Source organism: Labrys monachus (assembly GCF_030814655.1).
Lineage (GTDB): Bacteria > Pseudomonadota > Alphaproteobacteria > Rhizobiales > Labraceae > Labrys > Labrys monacha.
In genome coordinates, this window is sequence record NZ_JAUSVK010000001.1 from 1,140,645 (window position 1) to 1,155,974 (window position 15,330).

General features: G+C 67.3%; 12 protein-coding genes. 9 read left to right on the forward strand and 3 right to left on the reverse strand.

The features are described from left to right. Both J3R73_RS05025 and J3R73_RS05030 read right to left on the reverse strand, forming a co-directional pair. Complete coding sequence (locus tag J3R73_RS05025) at positions 1-1,992, reverse strand: CocE/NonD family hydrolase (protein ID WP_307423190.1); 1,992 nt, start codon at positions 1,990-1,992, stop codon at positions 1-3. Between the two features lie 72 nt (positions 1,993-2,064). Beyond that, positions 2,065-2,574 (reverse strand): hypothetical protein, encoded by a 510-nt coding sequence (locus tag J3R73_RS05030; RefSeq protein WP_307423194.1) that lies wholly within the window; start codon positions 2,572-2,574, stop codon positions 2,065-2,067. Positions 2,575-2,792: 218 nt separating this feature from the next. Between J3R73_RS05030 and J3R73_RS05035 the strand changes: the two genes are divergently transcribed. Then, complete coding sequence (locus J3R73_RS05035) at positions 2,793-3,758, forward strand: nucleoside hydrolase (RefSeq protein ID WP_307423197.1); 966 nt, start codon at positions 2,793-2,795, stop codon at positions 3,756-3,758. A gap of 13 nt (positions 3,759-3,771) precedes the next feature. Here the strand turns inward: J3R73_RS05035 and J3R73_RS05040 are convergent, their stop codons facing one another. Next, on the reverse strand, positions 3,772-4,995 hold the full coding sequence (locus tag J3R73_RS05040) for a BaiN/RdsA family NAD(P)/FAD-dependent oxidoreductase (protein WP_307423200.1): 1,224 nt from the start codon (positions 4,993-4,995) through the stop codon (positions 3,772-3,774). Positions 4,996-5,116: 121 nt separating this feature from the next. Between J3R73_RS05040 and J3R73_RS05045 the strand changes: the two genes are divergently transcribed. From J3R73_RS05045 to J3R73_RS05080, 8 genes are all read left to right on the forward strand, one after another. Next, positions 5,117-6,025 carry a LysR substrate-binding domain-containing protein gene (locus J3R73_RS05045; protein ID WP_307423203.1) on the forward strand — a complete coding sequence of 303 codons (909 nt, stop codon included), beginning with the start codon at positions 5,117-5,119 and terminating at the stop codon, positions 6,023-6,025. Positions 6,026-6,620: 595 nt separating this feature from the next. Continuing rightward, positions 6,621-7,739, forward strand: a complete 1,119-nt coding sequence (locus tag J3R73_RS05050) for an ABC transporter substrate-binding protein (protein WP_307437110.1) — start codon at positions 6,621-6,623, stop codon at positions 7,737-7,739. 248 nt (positions 7,740-7,987) lie between these two features. After that, complete coding sequence (locus J3R73_RS05055; RefSeq protein WP_307423207.1) at positions 7,988-9,025, forward strand: ABC transporter ATP-binding protein; 1,038 nt, start codon at positions 7,988-7,990, stop codon at positions 9,023-9,025. Next, the gene (locus tag J3R73_RS05060) at positions 9,025-9,966 is read left to right on the forward strand and encodes an ABC transporter permease (protein WP_307423210.1); all 942 of its coding nucleotides are present in this window, start codon (positions 9,025-9,027) and stop codon (positions 9,964-9,966) included. Before J3R73_RS05055 ends, J3R73_RS05060 begins: the two co-directional genes overlap by 1 nt. A gap of 12 nt (positions 9,967-9,978) precedes the next feature. Further along, a complete protein-coding gene (locus J3R73_RS05065) occupies positions 9,979-10,782 on the forward strand; it encodes an ABC transporter permease (RefSeq protein WP_307423213.1) in 804 nt (267 codons plus the stop codon). A gap of 23 nt (positions 10,783-10,805) precedes the next feature. Next, positions 10,806-12,236, forward strand: a complete 1,431-nt coding sequence (locus tag J3R73_RS05070) for a gamma-aminobutyraldehyde dehydrogenase (RefSeq protein ID WP_307423216.1) — start codon at positions 10,806-10,808, stop codon at positions 12,234-12,236. A 242-nt stretch (positions 12,237-12,478) separates the two neighbouring features. Continuing rightward, positions 12,479-14,182, forward strand: a complete 1,704-nt coding sequence (locus tag J3R73_RS05075) for an AMP-binding protein (protein ID WP_307423219.1) — start codon at positions 12,479-12,481, stop codon at positions 14,180-14,182. Between the two features lie 504 nt (positions 14,183-14,686). Further along, positions 14,687-14,914, forward strand: coding sequence for a hypothetical protein (locus tag J3R73_RS05080; RefSeq protein ID WP_307423222.1), 228 nt, complete (start codon positions 14,687-14,689; stop codon positions 14,912-14,914). The last annotated feature ends 416 nt before the right edge of the window (positions 14,915-15,330 follow it).

Consider the following 15,330-nt stretch of genomic DNA (forward strand, 5'->3'; position numbering starts at 1 on the left):
TCATGCCGGCTGGCGGGAGATCGTCTCGCGAAAATGGCGCTCTGAGACCACAGCCCCGTCCTGGAAGGCGCGCATGGCGGCCGTCAACTCGAACGCCTCGCGCGTCGAGGTCATCCGGGCCTCCGCCTCGACGCGGAATTCGAAGCCGTCGCATGCCAGCACGCAGCGATGCGTCACCGCCTGGAAGGCGCTGTCCGGCTCGCCGTCGCGGATCGAGAATTCGCGGCGGAACCGGTGCGAGAAGGCGGTGTCGATCGCCTCGAATCGCAGCGGCGCGGCACCGAACGCGTCCCCCTCCGCCACGAGATGGGCGGTGCCGGCGACGAGGTCGAGGCCGAAATGCCGGCGCGTATCGGTGTCCCCGGCCGTCGCCGCGTCGACCGGCGCCGTCTCGACGGGCTCGAAGCGCAGCGCGGCATCCTCCCGGCGGGGGCGGCGCACGGGCAGGATCATCGCGGCTTCGCCGGTGCGGATGGTGAGCGTCGCCTGGTCCTGCGCCGGCCAGGTGGTCGGCCAGGCCGAGGTGGAGATCGCCAGGCGGATGCGATTGCCCGCGGCGAAGGCGTGGGCGCAGTCGTTGAGGCGGATGCGCACCGTCTCGAAGCGGCCGGGCGTCAGCGGCTCGGGTGCCGCGTGGCCGGCGCGATGGGTGAGGTCGAGGATGGCGTAGGAGACGCGCTCGGACGAGCCGTCCGGCGCGACGTCGTTGAGGCGCACGCAGATCTGCGCCGTCGGGGCGTCCGAGGCGAGTTCCAGCACCAGTTCCGGCGCGCCGAGGATTTCGGTGCGGTCGGCGAGCTCCTTGGAATCGAACACCAGCGACAGGCCGTCGTCGAGGCGCTGGTCGGCCGGCGCTTCGCCGGGCAGGTGCGAGCTCATCCATTCGCCGGCGGCGGAGCCGCACCACAGCGGCGAGCGGATGGCGAGATCGGCCGAGGGAGCCGGCCGCCACCACAGCTGCCCGGGCGAAAGGAACATCGGCCGGCGCGTGACGAGGCGGGAAGGCCAGGAGGATTCGCCCACCCAGCGCCCGGCGCGCTCGCATCCGCCTGTCCCGCGTTCCTGCATGTAGGCCCGCAGCATCGGCTCGGCCATGATGCCGGTGTCACGGCCCTTGAGCCAGTGGTCCCACCAGCGCAGCGCTTCCTGCAGGAAGCCGATGGCGGGGCCGGGCTCGCCTTCGTGGGGATAATGGTGCGCCCATGGCCCGATCAGGCCGAGGCGGGGGCCGGGCAGATGTTCGAGCAGGCGCGGCACGGCATTGGAATAGGCGTCCGCCCATCCGCCCACGGCGAAGACGGGCACGGCGATGCGCGACCAGTCCTCGCAGACCGAGCCCTGCGCCCAATAGGCGTCGCGGCACGGGTGCGACGCCCAGATCGCCGGAAAGAAGGGGAGGCGGTCGAGCCGCTGCCGCCAGGCCTCGCGCCACCCCTCGCCATGGAGCGACGGCGTCGGCGGCAGGGCCTGCCAGGCCATCATCGCCGACCCCCACCACAGATTGTCGGACAGCAGGGCGCCGCCCATGAAATGCACGTCGTCGGCATAGCGGTCGTCGGTCGAGCAGACGCTGATCACCGCCTTCAGGGCCGGCGGGCGGTGCGCGGCGACCTGCAGCGCATTGAAGCCGCCCCAGCTCTTGCCGATCATGCCGACCTTGCCGTCGCACCAGGGCTGGGCCGCGATCCATGCGATCGCCGCGCAGGCATCCTCCTGTTCGAGCAGCAGATATTCGTCCTCCAGCAGGCCCTCGCTGTCGCCCGAGCCGCGCAGGTCGACACGGATGGCGGCATAGCCGCGCGCGGCGAACCAGCCATGCATGGCTTCGTCGCGCGAGCGCGTGCCGTCCCGCTTGCGGTAGGGGATATATTCGAGGACGGCTGGGACCGGCTGGGCCTCGGCACCGTCCGGCAGCCAGAGCCGCGCGGCCAGCCTGACGCCGTCCGGCATGGGGATGGTCAGGTGTTCGAAGGTCCGGACGGGATGCGGCATGGGCGACTCGGGAAGGAGAGACCGAGCCTATAGCACAGGCGCGGGCGGCGTGCTGCGAGCTGCGCCCGCCCCTCAATGGGTCGTCGCCGATGGCGGCCTCATGCGCGTCATGACGTCGAGGGCACCGGCGCTGACCGGCGCGATGAACAGGCCGGCGCGGGCCAGCGCCCTGGCGAGCGCCATCGTCGCGTCGAGCGCCGGATGCAGGCCCTCGGCCCCGAGGAGGTGCGACGCCGCTTTCAGAAGCTGCACCCGGTCGTTGCGCTGCGCCGCATCGACCATGGCGAGGACGAAGCATTCGTCGCGGCACAGGGCCCGGCAGGCGGCGGGGCGCCAATGGATCCCGTCGGGCGCCGTCTCGCGCAAGGTGCGGGCGAAATGATGGAATTCCCCGAAGAGCGGCTTGGCGTTGTCGGCCGGCATCTCGCGGGCGAGCGCCTCCCAGGCGATGTCCCAGCAGGCGACGTCGCCGGTGGCATAGCCGGCCATCCAGCAGCGATAGACGGTGAAGAGCAGGTTTTCCGCGGGAGCGTCGACATGATAGCCGACGGGACGGGTCTGCTCGGGGGTGGGAAGCGGCATGGGTCGATCCTTCAATCCGCGGGGTTCAAGGCCCCGGCATTGTGAGACTGGGCCACCATATCAGCACACGGACGCGGATCCGGCAATAAAAAACCTTTTGTTTTCAATAGTTTATAGAGATTCCAGCCTGTACTGTCGAGAATGGAGGCCGATTGACATTGGCGGGGCGGGAGCGCAGACGACGGGTTTTCCGTCACTTTTCCGTTTCTGGTGCCCGAATGCCTTCCCATAAGATCATCTACGACACCGATCCCGGCGTCGACGACGCCATGGCGCTGTTCTTTCTGCATTATTCGCCCGATATCGAACTCGTCGGCATCACCACCGGGCATGGCAATGCGCCGGTCGAGACCACCACCCGCAATGCGCTCTATCTGGCGGAGCGTTTCGGCATCGATGCCCCGATCGCGCGCGGCGCGGCCGGTCCCCTGTCGGGAGAGGAGGCGCATCACGCCGCCTTCGTCCATGGCGAGAACGGTCTCGGCGGGATCGACCTGCCCGAGACCGTGGCGCTGCAGCCGATCGACCAACCGGCCCATCGCTTCATCATCGAGACGGTGCGCCGTCATCCCGGCGAGATCACCCTGCTCGCGGTCGGGCGGATGACCAATCTGGCGCTGGCCCTGCGCGAGGACCCCGGCATCGCCGGCCTGGTCAAGGCCGTGGTGATCATGGGCGGTGCCTTCGGCCACAACGGCCATGGCGGCAACGTCACGCCGGCAGCCGAGGCCAATATCCATGGCGACCCCCTGGCCGCGGACGAGATCTTCGCGGCGGACTGGCCGATCACCGCCATCGGCCTCGACGTCACCCACGAAGTGCTGATGACGACCGACTATCTGCGGGACCTCGCGGCGGAGGCCGGCGACGTCGGCCGCTTCATCTGGGACATCTCGCGCTTCTACGAGGCTTTCTACCGCCGGAAGGGGCTCGATGGCATCTCCGTGCACGATTCCTCGGCGGCCATCTATCTCGTGGCCCCGCATCTGTTCGAGACGCGGAGGGGAGCGATCCGCGTGGTCCGCGATGGGCTGGCGTTCGGCCAGACGATCCAGAAGCCGGATCGTTTCGGCTTTCCGCCGGGCGCCTGGGACGGCCGCCCTTCGCATGCCGTCTGCACCGGCGTCGACGGGCCGGCCCTGCTCGACCTCTACCGCCGGACCCTTCGGCGCGCCGCGGCGTGACCGGGCGGGGCGGCTACGGCCGGCTCGCCAGCCAGGCATCGATGCCCTTCGCCGCGGCGACGCCGGTGGCGAAGCAGGCCTGGAGGAGGTAGCCGCCGGTCGGGGCCTCCCAGTCGAGCATCTCGCCGGCCGCGAACAGGCCGGGATGATCGCGCAGCATGTAGCCTTCGTCGAGCGCGGAGAGGGCGATGCCGCCCGCCGTCGAGATGGCGCGCTCCAGGCCGCTCTGCCCCGTCGCGATCAGCGGCACCTGCTTGATCAGCCGCGCGAGCGCCTCGGGCTCCGACGGCCCGTGGGCGCCGCTGGCCTCGCGCAGCAGGCTGATGGCGGCGGGCGGCAGTTTCAGCGTCTTGCGCAGATGGTTGGCGAGGGAGTGGCTGCCGCGCGGCGCCCTCAGGGCTGCGGCGACGGCGCCCTGGGTGAGATCGGGCTTGAGATCGATCCGCAGCTTGGCCTGGCCCTGCAAAGCGATGAAGTCCCGGATCGGCCGGGACAGCGCGTAGACCGCGCCGCCTTCGAGGCCCTGCGCCGTGATCATCGCCTCGCCGCGCGTCTTCTCGCTGCCGACGGTGAGGGCGATGCGCTTGAGCGGCTCGCCGGCGAACTTGTCGCGGAAGAACGGGCTCCAGGCGATCTCGACGCCGCTGTTGGCGGCGACGAGCGGCGTGATGTCGATGCCGCGCTTGCGCAGCAGCGGCACCCAGCCGCCGTCCGACCCGAGCCGCGGCCAGGACGCGCCGCCGAGCGCGAGCAGCGTCGCGGCGGGACGTCGCCGGAGCGTGGCGCCGTCCGGGCCGGTGAAGGTCAGCGCGCCGTCCTCGTCCCAGCCGGTCCACAGATGGCGGCTGTGCAGCGTGACGCCGAGGCCGGCGAGCCGTCCGAGCCAGGCCCGCAGGAGAGGCGAGGCCTTGAAGCCCTCGGGAAAGACGCGCCCGCTCGACCCCACGAAGGTCTTCTGCCCGAGATCCTCGGCCCATTGCCGGAGGGCCTCGGGAGGAAAGGCCGCGAGGGCCGGTTCCAGCGCGGCGCGTGCCGGGCCGTAGCGGGGAAGGAAGGCGGCCATGTCCTCGCCGTGGGTGAGGTTGAGGCCGCCGCGCCCGGCCATCAGGAATTTGCGCGCCGGGGAGGCCAGGCGCTCATGGATCGAGACCCGGTGCCCCGCCTTAGCCAGCATTTCCGCGGCGATGAGCCCGGCCGGTCCCGAGCCGACGATGATGATGTCCGAATTGTCCGTCACGACGCGCCGCTGATTTTGCCTTCTCCGATGGGACGAAGGGAGGAGCGCTTGCTTGAACTGGCGAAGCGTGAACCGAGCCGGATGGCAGTCGCGCCTGCGATTGCCTATGCTCCCGCCCGTCATGGCCTTTTCATTCCGCCAAATCCAGTATTTCGTCGCCGTCGCTGAAAACGGCGCGGTGTCGCGCGCCTCGCATGTGCTGTCGATCTCGCAATCGACGGTGACGGAGGCGATCCGCGAGCTTGAAGGCGATCTCGGCTTCAGCCTGTTCGACCGGCGGGCCCACGGCGTCGAACTGACGCTGAAGGGCCATCAATTCCTGCGCCATGCGCGCAAGATCCTGTCGGAGATCGCCGATGCGCGCCGGGCGCTGCGCAGCGAGGCGGCTCCGGTCGAGGGAAGGCTGGCGCTCGGGGTCACGCCGCTGGTGGCGAGCTACGTGCTGCCCGACCTTCTCGCCCGCTTCCGCCGGGCCTTCCCGCATGTGGTCGTCGAGATCGTCGAGGACGGCCGCGACTATCTCGACCATCTCCTGGTCGGGGGCGAGCTCGATGTGGCGGTGATGGTGGCCGGCGTGGAGAAGACCGCACCGGCGCTGCAGGTCGAGACCATGGAGGCTTCGCCCTACCGGCTCTGGCTGCCGATCGGCCATCGCCTCGCCGAGGCCGACCGGGTCGGCGTGGCGCAGCTCGCCGACGAGCCCTTCGTGCTGCTGGCGCTGGACGAGATCGCGCAGGCGGCCGAATATGCGTGGCGGCGCGCCGGCGTCCGCCCGCCGGTGGCGATCCGCACCCGCTCGGTCGAGGCCGCGCGGAGCCTTGTCGCGACCGGCGCCGGCGTGGCGATCCTGCCCGATTTGACCTACCGGCCCTGGTCGCTCGAGGGCGACAAGATCGAAGCGCGCGACCTCGCCGAGATCCTGCCGCCGGTGGAGGTGGTGATCGGCTGGCGCCGCGGCTCGCCTCTGGACCCGATCGCCGCCCAGTTCGTGGCGGTGGCCCGCACCTACCGCGCAGGCCGAGGGCGCTGACCTCCCGGGGGCGCGGGCGTCCCGCCCGCAAGAGGCGGCATGGTTGCCACGGGGTGGGGAGAGCGATCACCGATCGACCTCTTCCCGCGTCGCAAGCTCTGCGTTTCCAGGAAGGCCGATCTGGTGATCGCCCTTCCAAAGTCGCGCCTCTCCCGGCAGTTGCGGCGTTTCCGAGAGCGGGCGTGACGCCCATATGCGCTAACTTTAGATTGATAAACGTGACATTTGGGACCCCCTCCCCCTTGTGGGGAGGGAATAGAAGGGTGGGGGTCGGGACGGCAATCTCATCGGTCGAGACTATGTCTCGACCCCCATCCCTTACCCTTCCCCGCAAGGGGGAAGGGAGACCCGAGCGTTATGCTCGTCTAAGTTAAGTTAGCGCTTATGGGCGGGACGCCCGCGCTCCCGGGAAGCGATTTGTCCTCGTACCTATCGGATTTTCCGATACCGCCAATCTCTCGAATGATGTGGCGTCGCGCACGAGGTCGAGTCATGCTGCGCGTCAGCCGAGCGAAGGTGGTCCTCGTCGCGACTCTGCAGCATCCGCCCGACGGCAAACAGGGGGAACATCATGTCGAAGCTGAAACTGATCGTCATGCTCGCGGGCGTTGCGGCATTGGCGGTACCGGCCCTCGCCAAGGATCTCGGCAAGGGTGAGGGGGAAGTCGATATCGTCGCCTGGCCCGGCTATATCGAGCGCGGCGACACCGACAAGAATTATGACTGGGTCACCGATTTCGAGAAGAAGACGAGCTGCAAGGTCAATGTGAAGACTGCGAGCACCTCGGACGAGATGGTCGCGCTGATGAACGAGGGCGGCTACGACCTCGTCACCGCATCGGGCGACGCCTCGCTGCGCCTCGTCGCCGGCAAGCGGGTGCAGGAGATCGACACCGCGCTCATCCCGAGCTGGAAGACGGTGGACGAACGGCTTCAGAACGCGCCGTGGCACACCGTCGGCGGCAAGCATTACGGCGTGCCCTACCAGTGGGGCCCCAACGTCCTGATGTACAACACAGACGTGTTCAAGGAAGCGCCCAAGAGCTGGAGCGTGGTCTTCGAGGAGCAGAAGCTGCCGGACGGCAAATCCAACAAGGGCCGTGTCCAGGCCTATGACGGGGCCATCTACATCGCCGATGCCGCGCTCTACCTGATGAGCAAGAAGCCGGAGCTCGGCATCAAGGATCCCTATGAACTCAACGAGGACCAGTACAAGGCGGCTCTGGAACTCCTGCGCCAGCAGCATGCGCTGATCCAGCGCTACTGGCACGATGCCAATGTGCAGGTCGACGACTTCAAGAACGAAGGCGTCGTCGCCTCCGGCTCCTGGCCGTTCCAGGTCAATCTGCTGCAGTCCGACAAGAAGCCGGTCGCCTCCACCATTCCCCAGGAGGGCGCGACGGGCTGGGCCGACACCACCATGATGGCGGCGGATGCGGCGCATCCGAATTGCGCCTATATGTGGCTCGAACATTCGCTCGAGCCGCAGGTCCAGGGCGATGTCGCCGCCTGGTTCGGCTCGCTGCCCTCGGTTCCCGCTGCCTGCAAGGCGTCCAAGCTCCTGACCGACACCGGCTGCCAGACCAACGGCTACGACAATTTCTCCAAGATCCGCTTCTGGAAGACGCCGATCGCCAAATGCACGACGCAGGGGACCTGCGTGCCCTATTACCGCTGGGTCACCGACTATATCGCCGTCCTCGGCGGCCGGTAGGATACCCTGAGAGCGGGCGTCTCGCGCCTATGCGCTGACTTCGGCCCGTGATTGGAGGGTCGATCACCGATCGACCTCTTCCTTTCCGGCAGTCTCGGCGTTTCCAAGAAGGGCGATCGGTGATCGGTCGAGACTATGTCTCGACCCCCATCCCTTCCCCGCAAGGGGGAAGGGAGACCCGAGCATTGCACCCGGCTAAGTTAAGTTAGCGCATATGGGCGGGACGCCCGCGCTCCCAGGAAGCTTCCATGCCTTCTTCCTTCCCCCTTTCGGCCGCGGCCGTCTCCTTTCGCGGCGTCGAGCGCCATTTCGGTGCCGTTCGGGCCGTCGACGGTGTCGATCTCGACATCGCCCCCGGCGAGTTCTTCGCCATGCTCGGCCCTTCCGGCTCGGGCAAGACGACGTGCCTGCGCCTGATCGCCGGCTTCGAGCAGCCGACGGCGGGGCATATCGAGATCTTCGGCGAGACCGCTGAGGGCGTTCCCGCCTATCGCCGGCCGGTGAACACCGTCTTCCAGGATTATGCGCTGTTCCCGCATTTCAATATCCTCGACAATGTCTGCTACGGCCTGATGATACGCGGCATCGGCAAGGCCGAGCGCCACCGGCAGGGCCGGGAGGCGCTGGCCATGGTCAAGCTCTCCGGCATGGAGCAGCGCCGGCCCGGCCAGCTCTCGGGCGGGCAGCGCCAGCGCGTCGCCCTCGCGCGGGCCCTGGTGGTGCGGCCCAAGGTCCTCCTGCTCGACGAGCCGCTCGGCGCGCTCGACCTCAAGCTGCGCGAGGAGATGCAGAGCGAGCTGAAATCGCTCCAGCGCTCGCTCGGGCTCTCCTTCGTCTTCGTCACCCATGACCAGAGCGAGGCGCTGTCGATGGCCGACCGCGTCGCCGTGTTCAACGAGGGCCGCATCGTGCAGGTCGCGAGCCCGCAGGACATCTATGAACGGCCACGCACCCGCTTCGTCGCTGATTTCGTCGGAAGCTCCAACATCATCGAGCCGGCGCAGGTCAAGGCCTGGACCGGCATCGACCGGCCGGCGAGCCTGCGGCCGGAAAAGATCGCGCTGCTGGCCGAAGGCGCCTCGCCGGCAGCCGATGCGATCACGCTGACGGGCACCGTCGCCCAGGTGCTCTATCATGGCGCGGTCAACCGCGTGGAGATCGCAACCGAGGGCGGCGGCAGGCTGCTGGCGACGGTCGCCGCCGCGTTCGCGGCGGCGGATGCGTCCGGCGCGCCGGTCCGGGCGAGCTTTTCGCGCCGCGCGCTCCATGTCATGGAGGGCCCGTGATGACGGTGGCCGTGCCCGCCGCGCCGCGGGAGAGCATCCTGCGGCACCTGTCCGACGTGCTGGTCGCCCGGCGGGGGCTCTACCTCATGCTGCTGCTGGTGCCGCCGCTCCTGTGGCTCGGCATCGTCTATCTCGGCTCGCTGTTCGCGCTTCTCGCCCAGAGCTTCTTCTCGATCGACGAATTCTCCGGCACCATCATCCGCGAGCCGACGCTCAAGACCTATGGCGAACTGCTCTCGCCGGCCAATCTGGACATCATCGAGCGCACGGTGCTGGTCTCGGCGATCGTGACGCTGCTGTCGGCGCTGATCGCCTTTCCGATCGCCTACTACGCCGCCCGCTATGCACGGGGACGCCTCAAGGCCGTCTTCTACCTGGCGGTGATGATGCCGCTGTGGTCGAGCTATCTCGTCAAGGTCTATGCCTGGAAGCTGCTGCTGGCGAAGGAGGGCGTCGTCGGCTGGGTGATGGAGCGGCTCGGCCTCGCCGGCCTGCTCGATGCATGGCTCGCCGCGCCGCTCGTCGGCGGCCCTTCGCTGTCGGTGAGCTATACCGGCATGGTGCTGGTGTTCCTCTATCTGTGGACGCCCTTCATGATCCTGCCCGTGCAGGCGGCGCTCGAACGGGTGCCGGTGTCGCTGATCGAGGCCTCCGGCGACCTCGGGGCGAGCCCGCGCCAGACCTTTCGGCGCGTCATCCTCCCGCTCGCCTTTCCCGGCGTCGTCGCCGGCGCGATCTTCACCTTCTCGCTGACGCTGGGCGACTACATCGTGCCGCAGATCGTCGGGCCGTCCTCGCTGATCCTCGGCCAGGTCGTCTACACCCAGCAGGGTACGGCCGGAAACATCCCGCTCGCTGCCGCCTTCTCGGTGGTGCCGGTGGTGATCATGGGGCTGTTCCTCGCCGCGGCCAAGCGCATGGGGGCCTTCGATGCGCTGTGATCGGGAGCACCCATGACGAGCCGCTCGCCCCTTGCCCTGCGCATAGCCGCCGGCGCCGGCCTGGTGTTCCTGCATCTGCCGCTGCTGTTCATCATCCTCTACGCCTTTACCAGCGAGGAGCGCAGCTACCAGTTCCCGCCGCCCGGCTATACGCTGAAATGGTTCGCCGTGGCCTGGAACCGGCCGGATGTGTGGGCCGCGCTCGGCCTGTCGGTGCGGGTCGGCCTGGCGTCGACCGCGGTCGCCCTCGTCCTCGGCACGCTGGCGGCGGCGGCCCTGTCGCGCAGCCGCTTCTTCGGGCGCGAGGCGATCTCCCTGCTGCTGATCCTGCCGATCGCCCTGCCGGGCATCATCACCGGCATCGCCCTGCGTTCGGCCTTCAGCCTCGTCGAGATTCCCTTCTCCTATTGGACCATCGTGCTCGGCCACGCCACGTTCTGCATCGTCGTCGTCTACAACAATGCCGTGGCCCGTTTCCGGCGCCTGTCGCCCTCGCTGGTCGAGGCTTCCATGGACCTCGGGGCGGACGGCTTCCAGACGTTCCGCCATGTCGTGCTGCCGTCGATCGGCACGGCCCTGCTCGCCGGCGGCATGCTGGCCTTCGCCCTGTCCTTCGACGAGGTGATCGTCACCACCTTCACCGCCGGGCAGCAGCAGACCCTGCCGATCTGGATGCTGGGCGAGTTGATCCGGCCTCGCCAGCGCCCGGTCACCAACGTCGTCGCCGTCATCGTCATCCTGGTGACGGCTCTGCCCATCCTCGCCGCCTATTACCTGACGCGCGAGGGCGAGAACATCGCCGGTTCCGGCAAATAGCAACCAGAGAGGGAGTGCTCGCCATGCTCGACACCAAGATGCTGATCGGATCCCGGTTCATCACCGGGACGGAATCGCCTGAAAAAGTGCTCAATCCCAAGACCGAGGAAACGCTGATCGATTTGCCGGAGGCCTCGGTCGAGCAGGTGGACGCTGCGGTGGAGGCCGCCGACAAGGCCTTCGCCGCGTGGTCCCGCACGACGCCCGGCGAACGCTCGGCCCTGCTGCTCAAGCTCGCCGACGCGATCGAGAAGGAAGCCGAGGGCTTCGCCACGCTGGAGGCCCTCAATTGCGGCAAGCCGCGTATCCGCGTGCTGCAGGACGAGATCCCCACCATCGTCGACTGCTTCCGCTTCTTCGCCGGGGCGGTGCGCAACATGCACGGCCTGGCGGCCGGCGAATATCTGCCCGGACACACCTCGATGATCCGGCGCGACCCGATCGGCGTGGTCGGCTCGATCGCGCCGTGGAACTATCCACTGATGATGGCGGCCTGGAAGCTCGCCCCCGCGCTCGCCGGCGGCAATACCATCGTGATCAAGCCCTCGGAGCAGACGCCGCTCACCATGCTCAAGCTGGCGACCCTGATCGCGGAGATCTTCCCCGAGGGAGTGGTCAATGTGGTGGTGGGGCGCGGCGAGAGCGTCGGCAACGCCCTGATCAACCATCCGAAGGTGGCGATGGTGTCGCTGACGGGCGACGTCGCCACCGGCAAGAAGGTGCTGCAGGCCGCCTCAAGGACGATCAAGCGCACCCATCTGGAACTGGGCGGCAAGGCGCCGGTGATCGTCTTCGACGACGCCGACATCGATGCGGTGGTCGAGGGCGTGAAGGTCTTCGGCTATTACAATGCCGGGCAGGACTGCACGGCCGCCTGCCGGATCTATGCCGGCAGCAAGGTCTACGACAATCTCGTCGCCGACCTGTCCGCCGCGGTGAAGAGCCTCAAATACAACCAGCCCAACGACGACGACAACGATATCGGCCCGCTGATCTCGGCCCGCCAGCGTTCGCGCGTCGCCTCCTTCGTCGAGCGGGCGACCGAACACAAGCACATCCATGTCACCGCCGGCGGCCATCAGGAACCGGGCAGGGGCTTCTTCTACGAGCCGACCGTGGTCGCCGGGGCGCTGCAATCGGACGAGATCGTGCGCCGCGAGGTGTTCGGCCCGGTGGTTTCGGTGACGCGCTTCGACGATGTCGACCAGGCGGTGGCCTGGGCCAATGATTCCGACTACGGGCTCGCCTCGTCGGTGTGGACGCGCGACGTCTCGAAGGGGATGCAGACGGCCTCCCGGCTGCAATATGGCTGCACCTGGGTGAACTGCCACTTCATGCTCACCAACGAGATGCCGCATGGCGGCGTCAAGTCCTCGGGCTACGGCAAGGACCTGTCGATGTATGCGCTCGAGGACTACACGGTGGTGCGCCATGTCATGGTGAAGATGGGGTAGTGTGCCCCTCCGAGCCTTCCCGCGGCGAGTGGGCCACGCGATGGGAGGGTCGATCACCGATCGACCTCCTCCTTTTCGGTTGGCTCTCCGTTTGCGAAAAGGGCGATCGGTGATCGCCCTTCCACTCGCGCCTTTGCGCGGGCAGGGTCGATGCCCGGCCATCCGGGCCGCGGCATCTCCTCGCTTGCCCGACTTGGCAAAAGGCGCATGATGGCCGTGTACAGGCGTTCCCGGGAGGAATCATGGCAGCGGTCGTGTCAGCCACCAGCAAACCATGGCTGGCATCCTATAGCGGCGAGATGAAGCCGCATGTCGAGGAGGTGCCGTATCGGCTGCTCGGCGATATTGCGACCCAGGCGGCGCGGCGTACGCCCGACAAGGTGGCCTTTACCTGCGTCATGCCCAACGGCATGGCGGGGTCCCTCACCTATGGCGAGGTCGACCGGCTCTCGGACCAGTTCGCCGCCTATCTCAGCGGGGAATTGCGGCTTGCCCCCGGCTCGCGGGTGGCGATCCAGGCCCCCAACGGCCTGGCTTATCCCGTGGTGGCCTTCGGGGTGTTCAAGGCCGGCTGCACGCTCGTCAACGTCAATCCCCTCTATGTCGCCGAGGAGACCGCGGCGGTGTTCGCGGACGCCGAGATTTCGGCCCTTGTCGTGATCGACATGTTCGCCAAGCGCACCGAGGCCGTCCTGACGGTGACGCCGGTGCCGCATGTCGTCCTCGTCAGCGCCGCCGAATTCTTCCCGGTCGTCCCGCGCACGGTCATCGGCTTCGTACAGAAGCGCATCCGCAAGGAAATTCCGCCGGCCGCCTTTCCCCATATCCGGCTCGCGACGGCGCTGGCGCAGGGCCGCGCGCGCCTGGCGCGGGGCCTGAAGATCGCCGACATCACGGCCGGGCTCGATCCCTCCGCCGTCGCATGCCTTCAATATACCGGCGGCACCACCGGCGTGAGCAAGGGGGCCATGCTCACCCATGCCAACCTGATCATGAACGTCCTGCAGGTGCTGGCCTTCGCCGGCAGCAAGATCTCGCAGAACGACACCATCCTCACGGCGCTGCCGCTCTACCATATCTTCGCGTTCATGGTGAACTTCCTGACCTTCGCCGCCCGCAGCGGCCATATCGTCATGGTGCCCAATCCGCGGCCGCTGGCCAATCTCCGGAAGGTGTTCGAGAAATATCCGATCTCCTTCATCACCGGCGTCAACACCCTCTTCAACGGGCTGCTGAACGAAAGCTGGTTCGTCGCCCTGCCGAAGCCGCATCTCAAGATCTGCGTCGCCGGCGGCATGGCCCTGCAGGCGGCGGTGGCGGAACGGTGGGCGAAGATCGTCGGCGTGCCGCTTGGCGAAGGATACGGGCTGACCGAGACTTCGCCCGTCGTCTGCTTCAACCCGCTCGGGTCCTACCGGCCCGGCACGATCGGCATTCCGATCCCGGACACCGACGTCAAATGCGTCGACGAGGATTTCAACGAGGTGCCGGCGGGGACGCCCGGCGAACTCGCCGTCCGGGGCGCGCAGGTGATGGCCGGCTATTGGCGCTACAGCGACGAGACCGCCAAGGTGATGCGCGGGGACTGGATCCTGACCGGCGACATCGCCACCATGGACCCGGACGGCTATTTCCGCATCGTCGACCGCCGCAAGGACATGATCCTGGTCTCGGGCTTCAACGTCTTCCCCAACGAGGTCGAGGATGTTCTCGCCCGGCTGCCCGGCATCCGGGAGGCGGCGGTGATCGGCGTGCCGGACGGTGCCGCGGGCGAGGCGCCCAAGGCCTTCGTCGTGCGCAGCGACCCGGCGATCACGGCGGAGATGGTGCGCAGCCACTGCAAGGCCCATCTCACCGGATACAAGGTGCCGAAATTCGTCGAGTTCCGCGACGACCTGCCGAAATCCAATGTGGGCAAGATCCTGAGGCGGGAATTGCGGGCCTAGCGGCGGCAAGGCGGATCCCGCTTTCCGGCAAAGCGATGTGGCAACAAGGCTTTACGCCATCGCGCTGAAATCCCGAATCCGGCCGGCGCGGCCGAAAGGCGTGTTTCGTTTTGATTGTGAACCGGTTTGGATTCACGTTCAGGATGAAGGGCTTATGCCGAAATCCGCAAAGTTCGAATCATGTGGCGGGCTGTGTTTCGCCGAGGAAGAGGCCCGACACAGACGGCATGCCGGCCGCTGCGCCGCCCCTCACCTCTACCTATTCCCGCAAGCGGGGCGAGGGGGCTTCGGCGTCGCGGCAGGCTATCGGGCCGCAAACTCGCTCTGCCGTTTCGAAACCCGACGCCGGCCGCCCCTTCTCCCCGTTCTCACGGGGAGAAGGTAAGGATGAGGGGCTGCGCCACGTTGCAGGACGTGTCGTGCGTCACGGAAAATTGCCCCCTCGGCGCCAGGAGGAAGTGCTGGCCATCCTCTTGAACAATGACAGGTTTCCGGGAGCGTCGTATGTCATCCGCAATTTTCAAGACGATCAGTCTTCTCGAAGATGCCCGCCTTCATTTTTATATCGAAAGGACGCGTCCGGACTCTATTCGGATTACCGCTACGATTCCCGGAGAAAGAATAGAAATAGATATATTTGAAGATGAGCATATAGAGATAAGCCGCTTTTCAGGGGACGAGAGCGTGGAAGGCGGAGAAGATGTTTTGATGAGAATTTTGAATTCGCTATAGGCGGTCTATTATGTTTGGGTGATGACCTTCGTCCAAGCTCCCCAGGTCGGCATGAGGGCTTTCGGTATATCTATCTCAAGGGCGGGAGGCGGTCGCCGAGATTACTGGATCTGAGGTAGTTCGGAAAGAGTTTGCTCGATCGGGTTTCGATTTCAGCGTGGACCGGAATGCTCGGTCACGCCGCCGCTCTGGCCTCTGAGACAGGCGTGAATGGGGTTGAGCCTTGCAGCGGATCACATGCCCGAAATGGTCCTCGCCCATCGCCATTGGGCCGCTGCGCCGCCCCTCACCTCTCTCCTCTCCCCGCAAGCGGGGCGAGGGGGCTTCGGCGTCGAGACAGATCTGCGGCATGCGATCTCGCCCAACCGGGGATCGTGCCCCACAGGGGTCGGTTCGGAACGCGGCGCCCGCCGCCC

Excerpts from the sequence above, each read along its gene's own strand:
- J3R73_RS05025 (WP_307423190.1), bottom strand. The coding sequence starts at position 1,992 with ATGCCGCATCCCGTCCGGACCTTCGAACACCTGACCATCCCCATGCCG.
- J3R73_RS05030 (WP_307423194.1), bottom strand. The coding sequence starts at position 2,574 with ATGCCGCTTCCCACCCCCGAGCAGACCCGTCCCGTCGGCTATCATGTC.
- J3R73_RS05035 (WP_307423197.1), top strand. The coding sequence starts at position 2,793 with ATGCCTTCCCATAAGATCATCTACGACACCGATCCCGGCGTCGACGAC.
- J3R73_RS05045 (WP_307423203.1), top strand. The coding sequence starts at position 5,117 with ATGGCCTTTTCATTCCGCCAAATCCAGTATTTCGTCGCCGTCGCTGAA.
- J3R73_RS05050 (WP_307437110.1), top strand. The coding sequence starts at position 6,621 with ATGCTCGCGGGCGTTGCGGCATTGGCGGTACCGGCCCTCGCCAAGGAT.
- J3R73_RS05055 (WP_307423207.1), top strand. The coding sequence starts at position 7,988 with ATGCCTTCTTCCTTCCCCCTTTCGGCCGCGGCCGTCTCCTTTCGCGGC.
- J3R73_RS05060 (WP_307423210.1), top strand. The coding sequence starts at position 9,025 with ATGACGGTGGCCGTGCCCGCCGCGCCGCGGGAGAGCATCCTGCGGCAC.
- J3R73_RS05065 (WP_307423213.1), top strand. The coding sequence starts at position 9,979 with ATGACGAGCCGCTCGCCCCTTGCCCTGCGCATAGCCGCCGGCGCCGGC.
- J3R73_RS05070 (WP_307423216.1), top strand. The coding sequence starts at position 10,806 with ATGCTCGACACCAAGATGCTGATCGGATCCCGGTTCATCACCGGGACG.
- J3R73_RS05075 (WP_307423219.1), top strand. The coding sequence starts at position 12,479 with ATGGCAGCGGTCGTGTCAGCCACCAGCAAACCATGGCTGGCATCCTAT.
- J3R73_RS05080 (WP_307423222.1), top strand. The coding sequence starts at position 14,687 with ATGTCATCCGCAATTTTCAAGACGATCAGTCTTCTCGAAGATGCCCGC.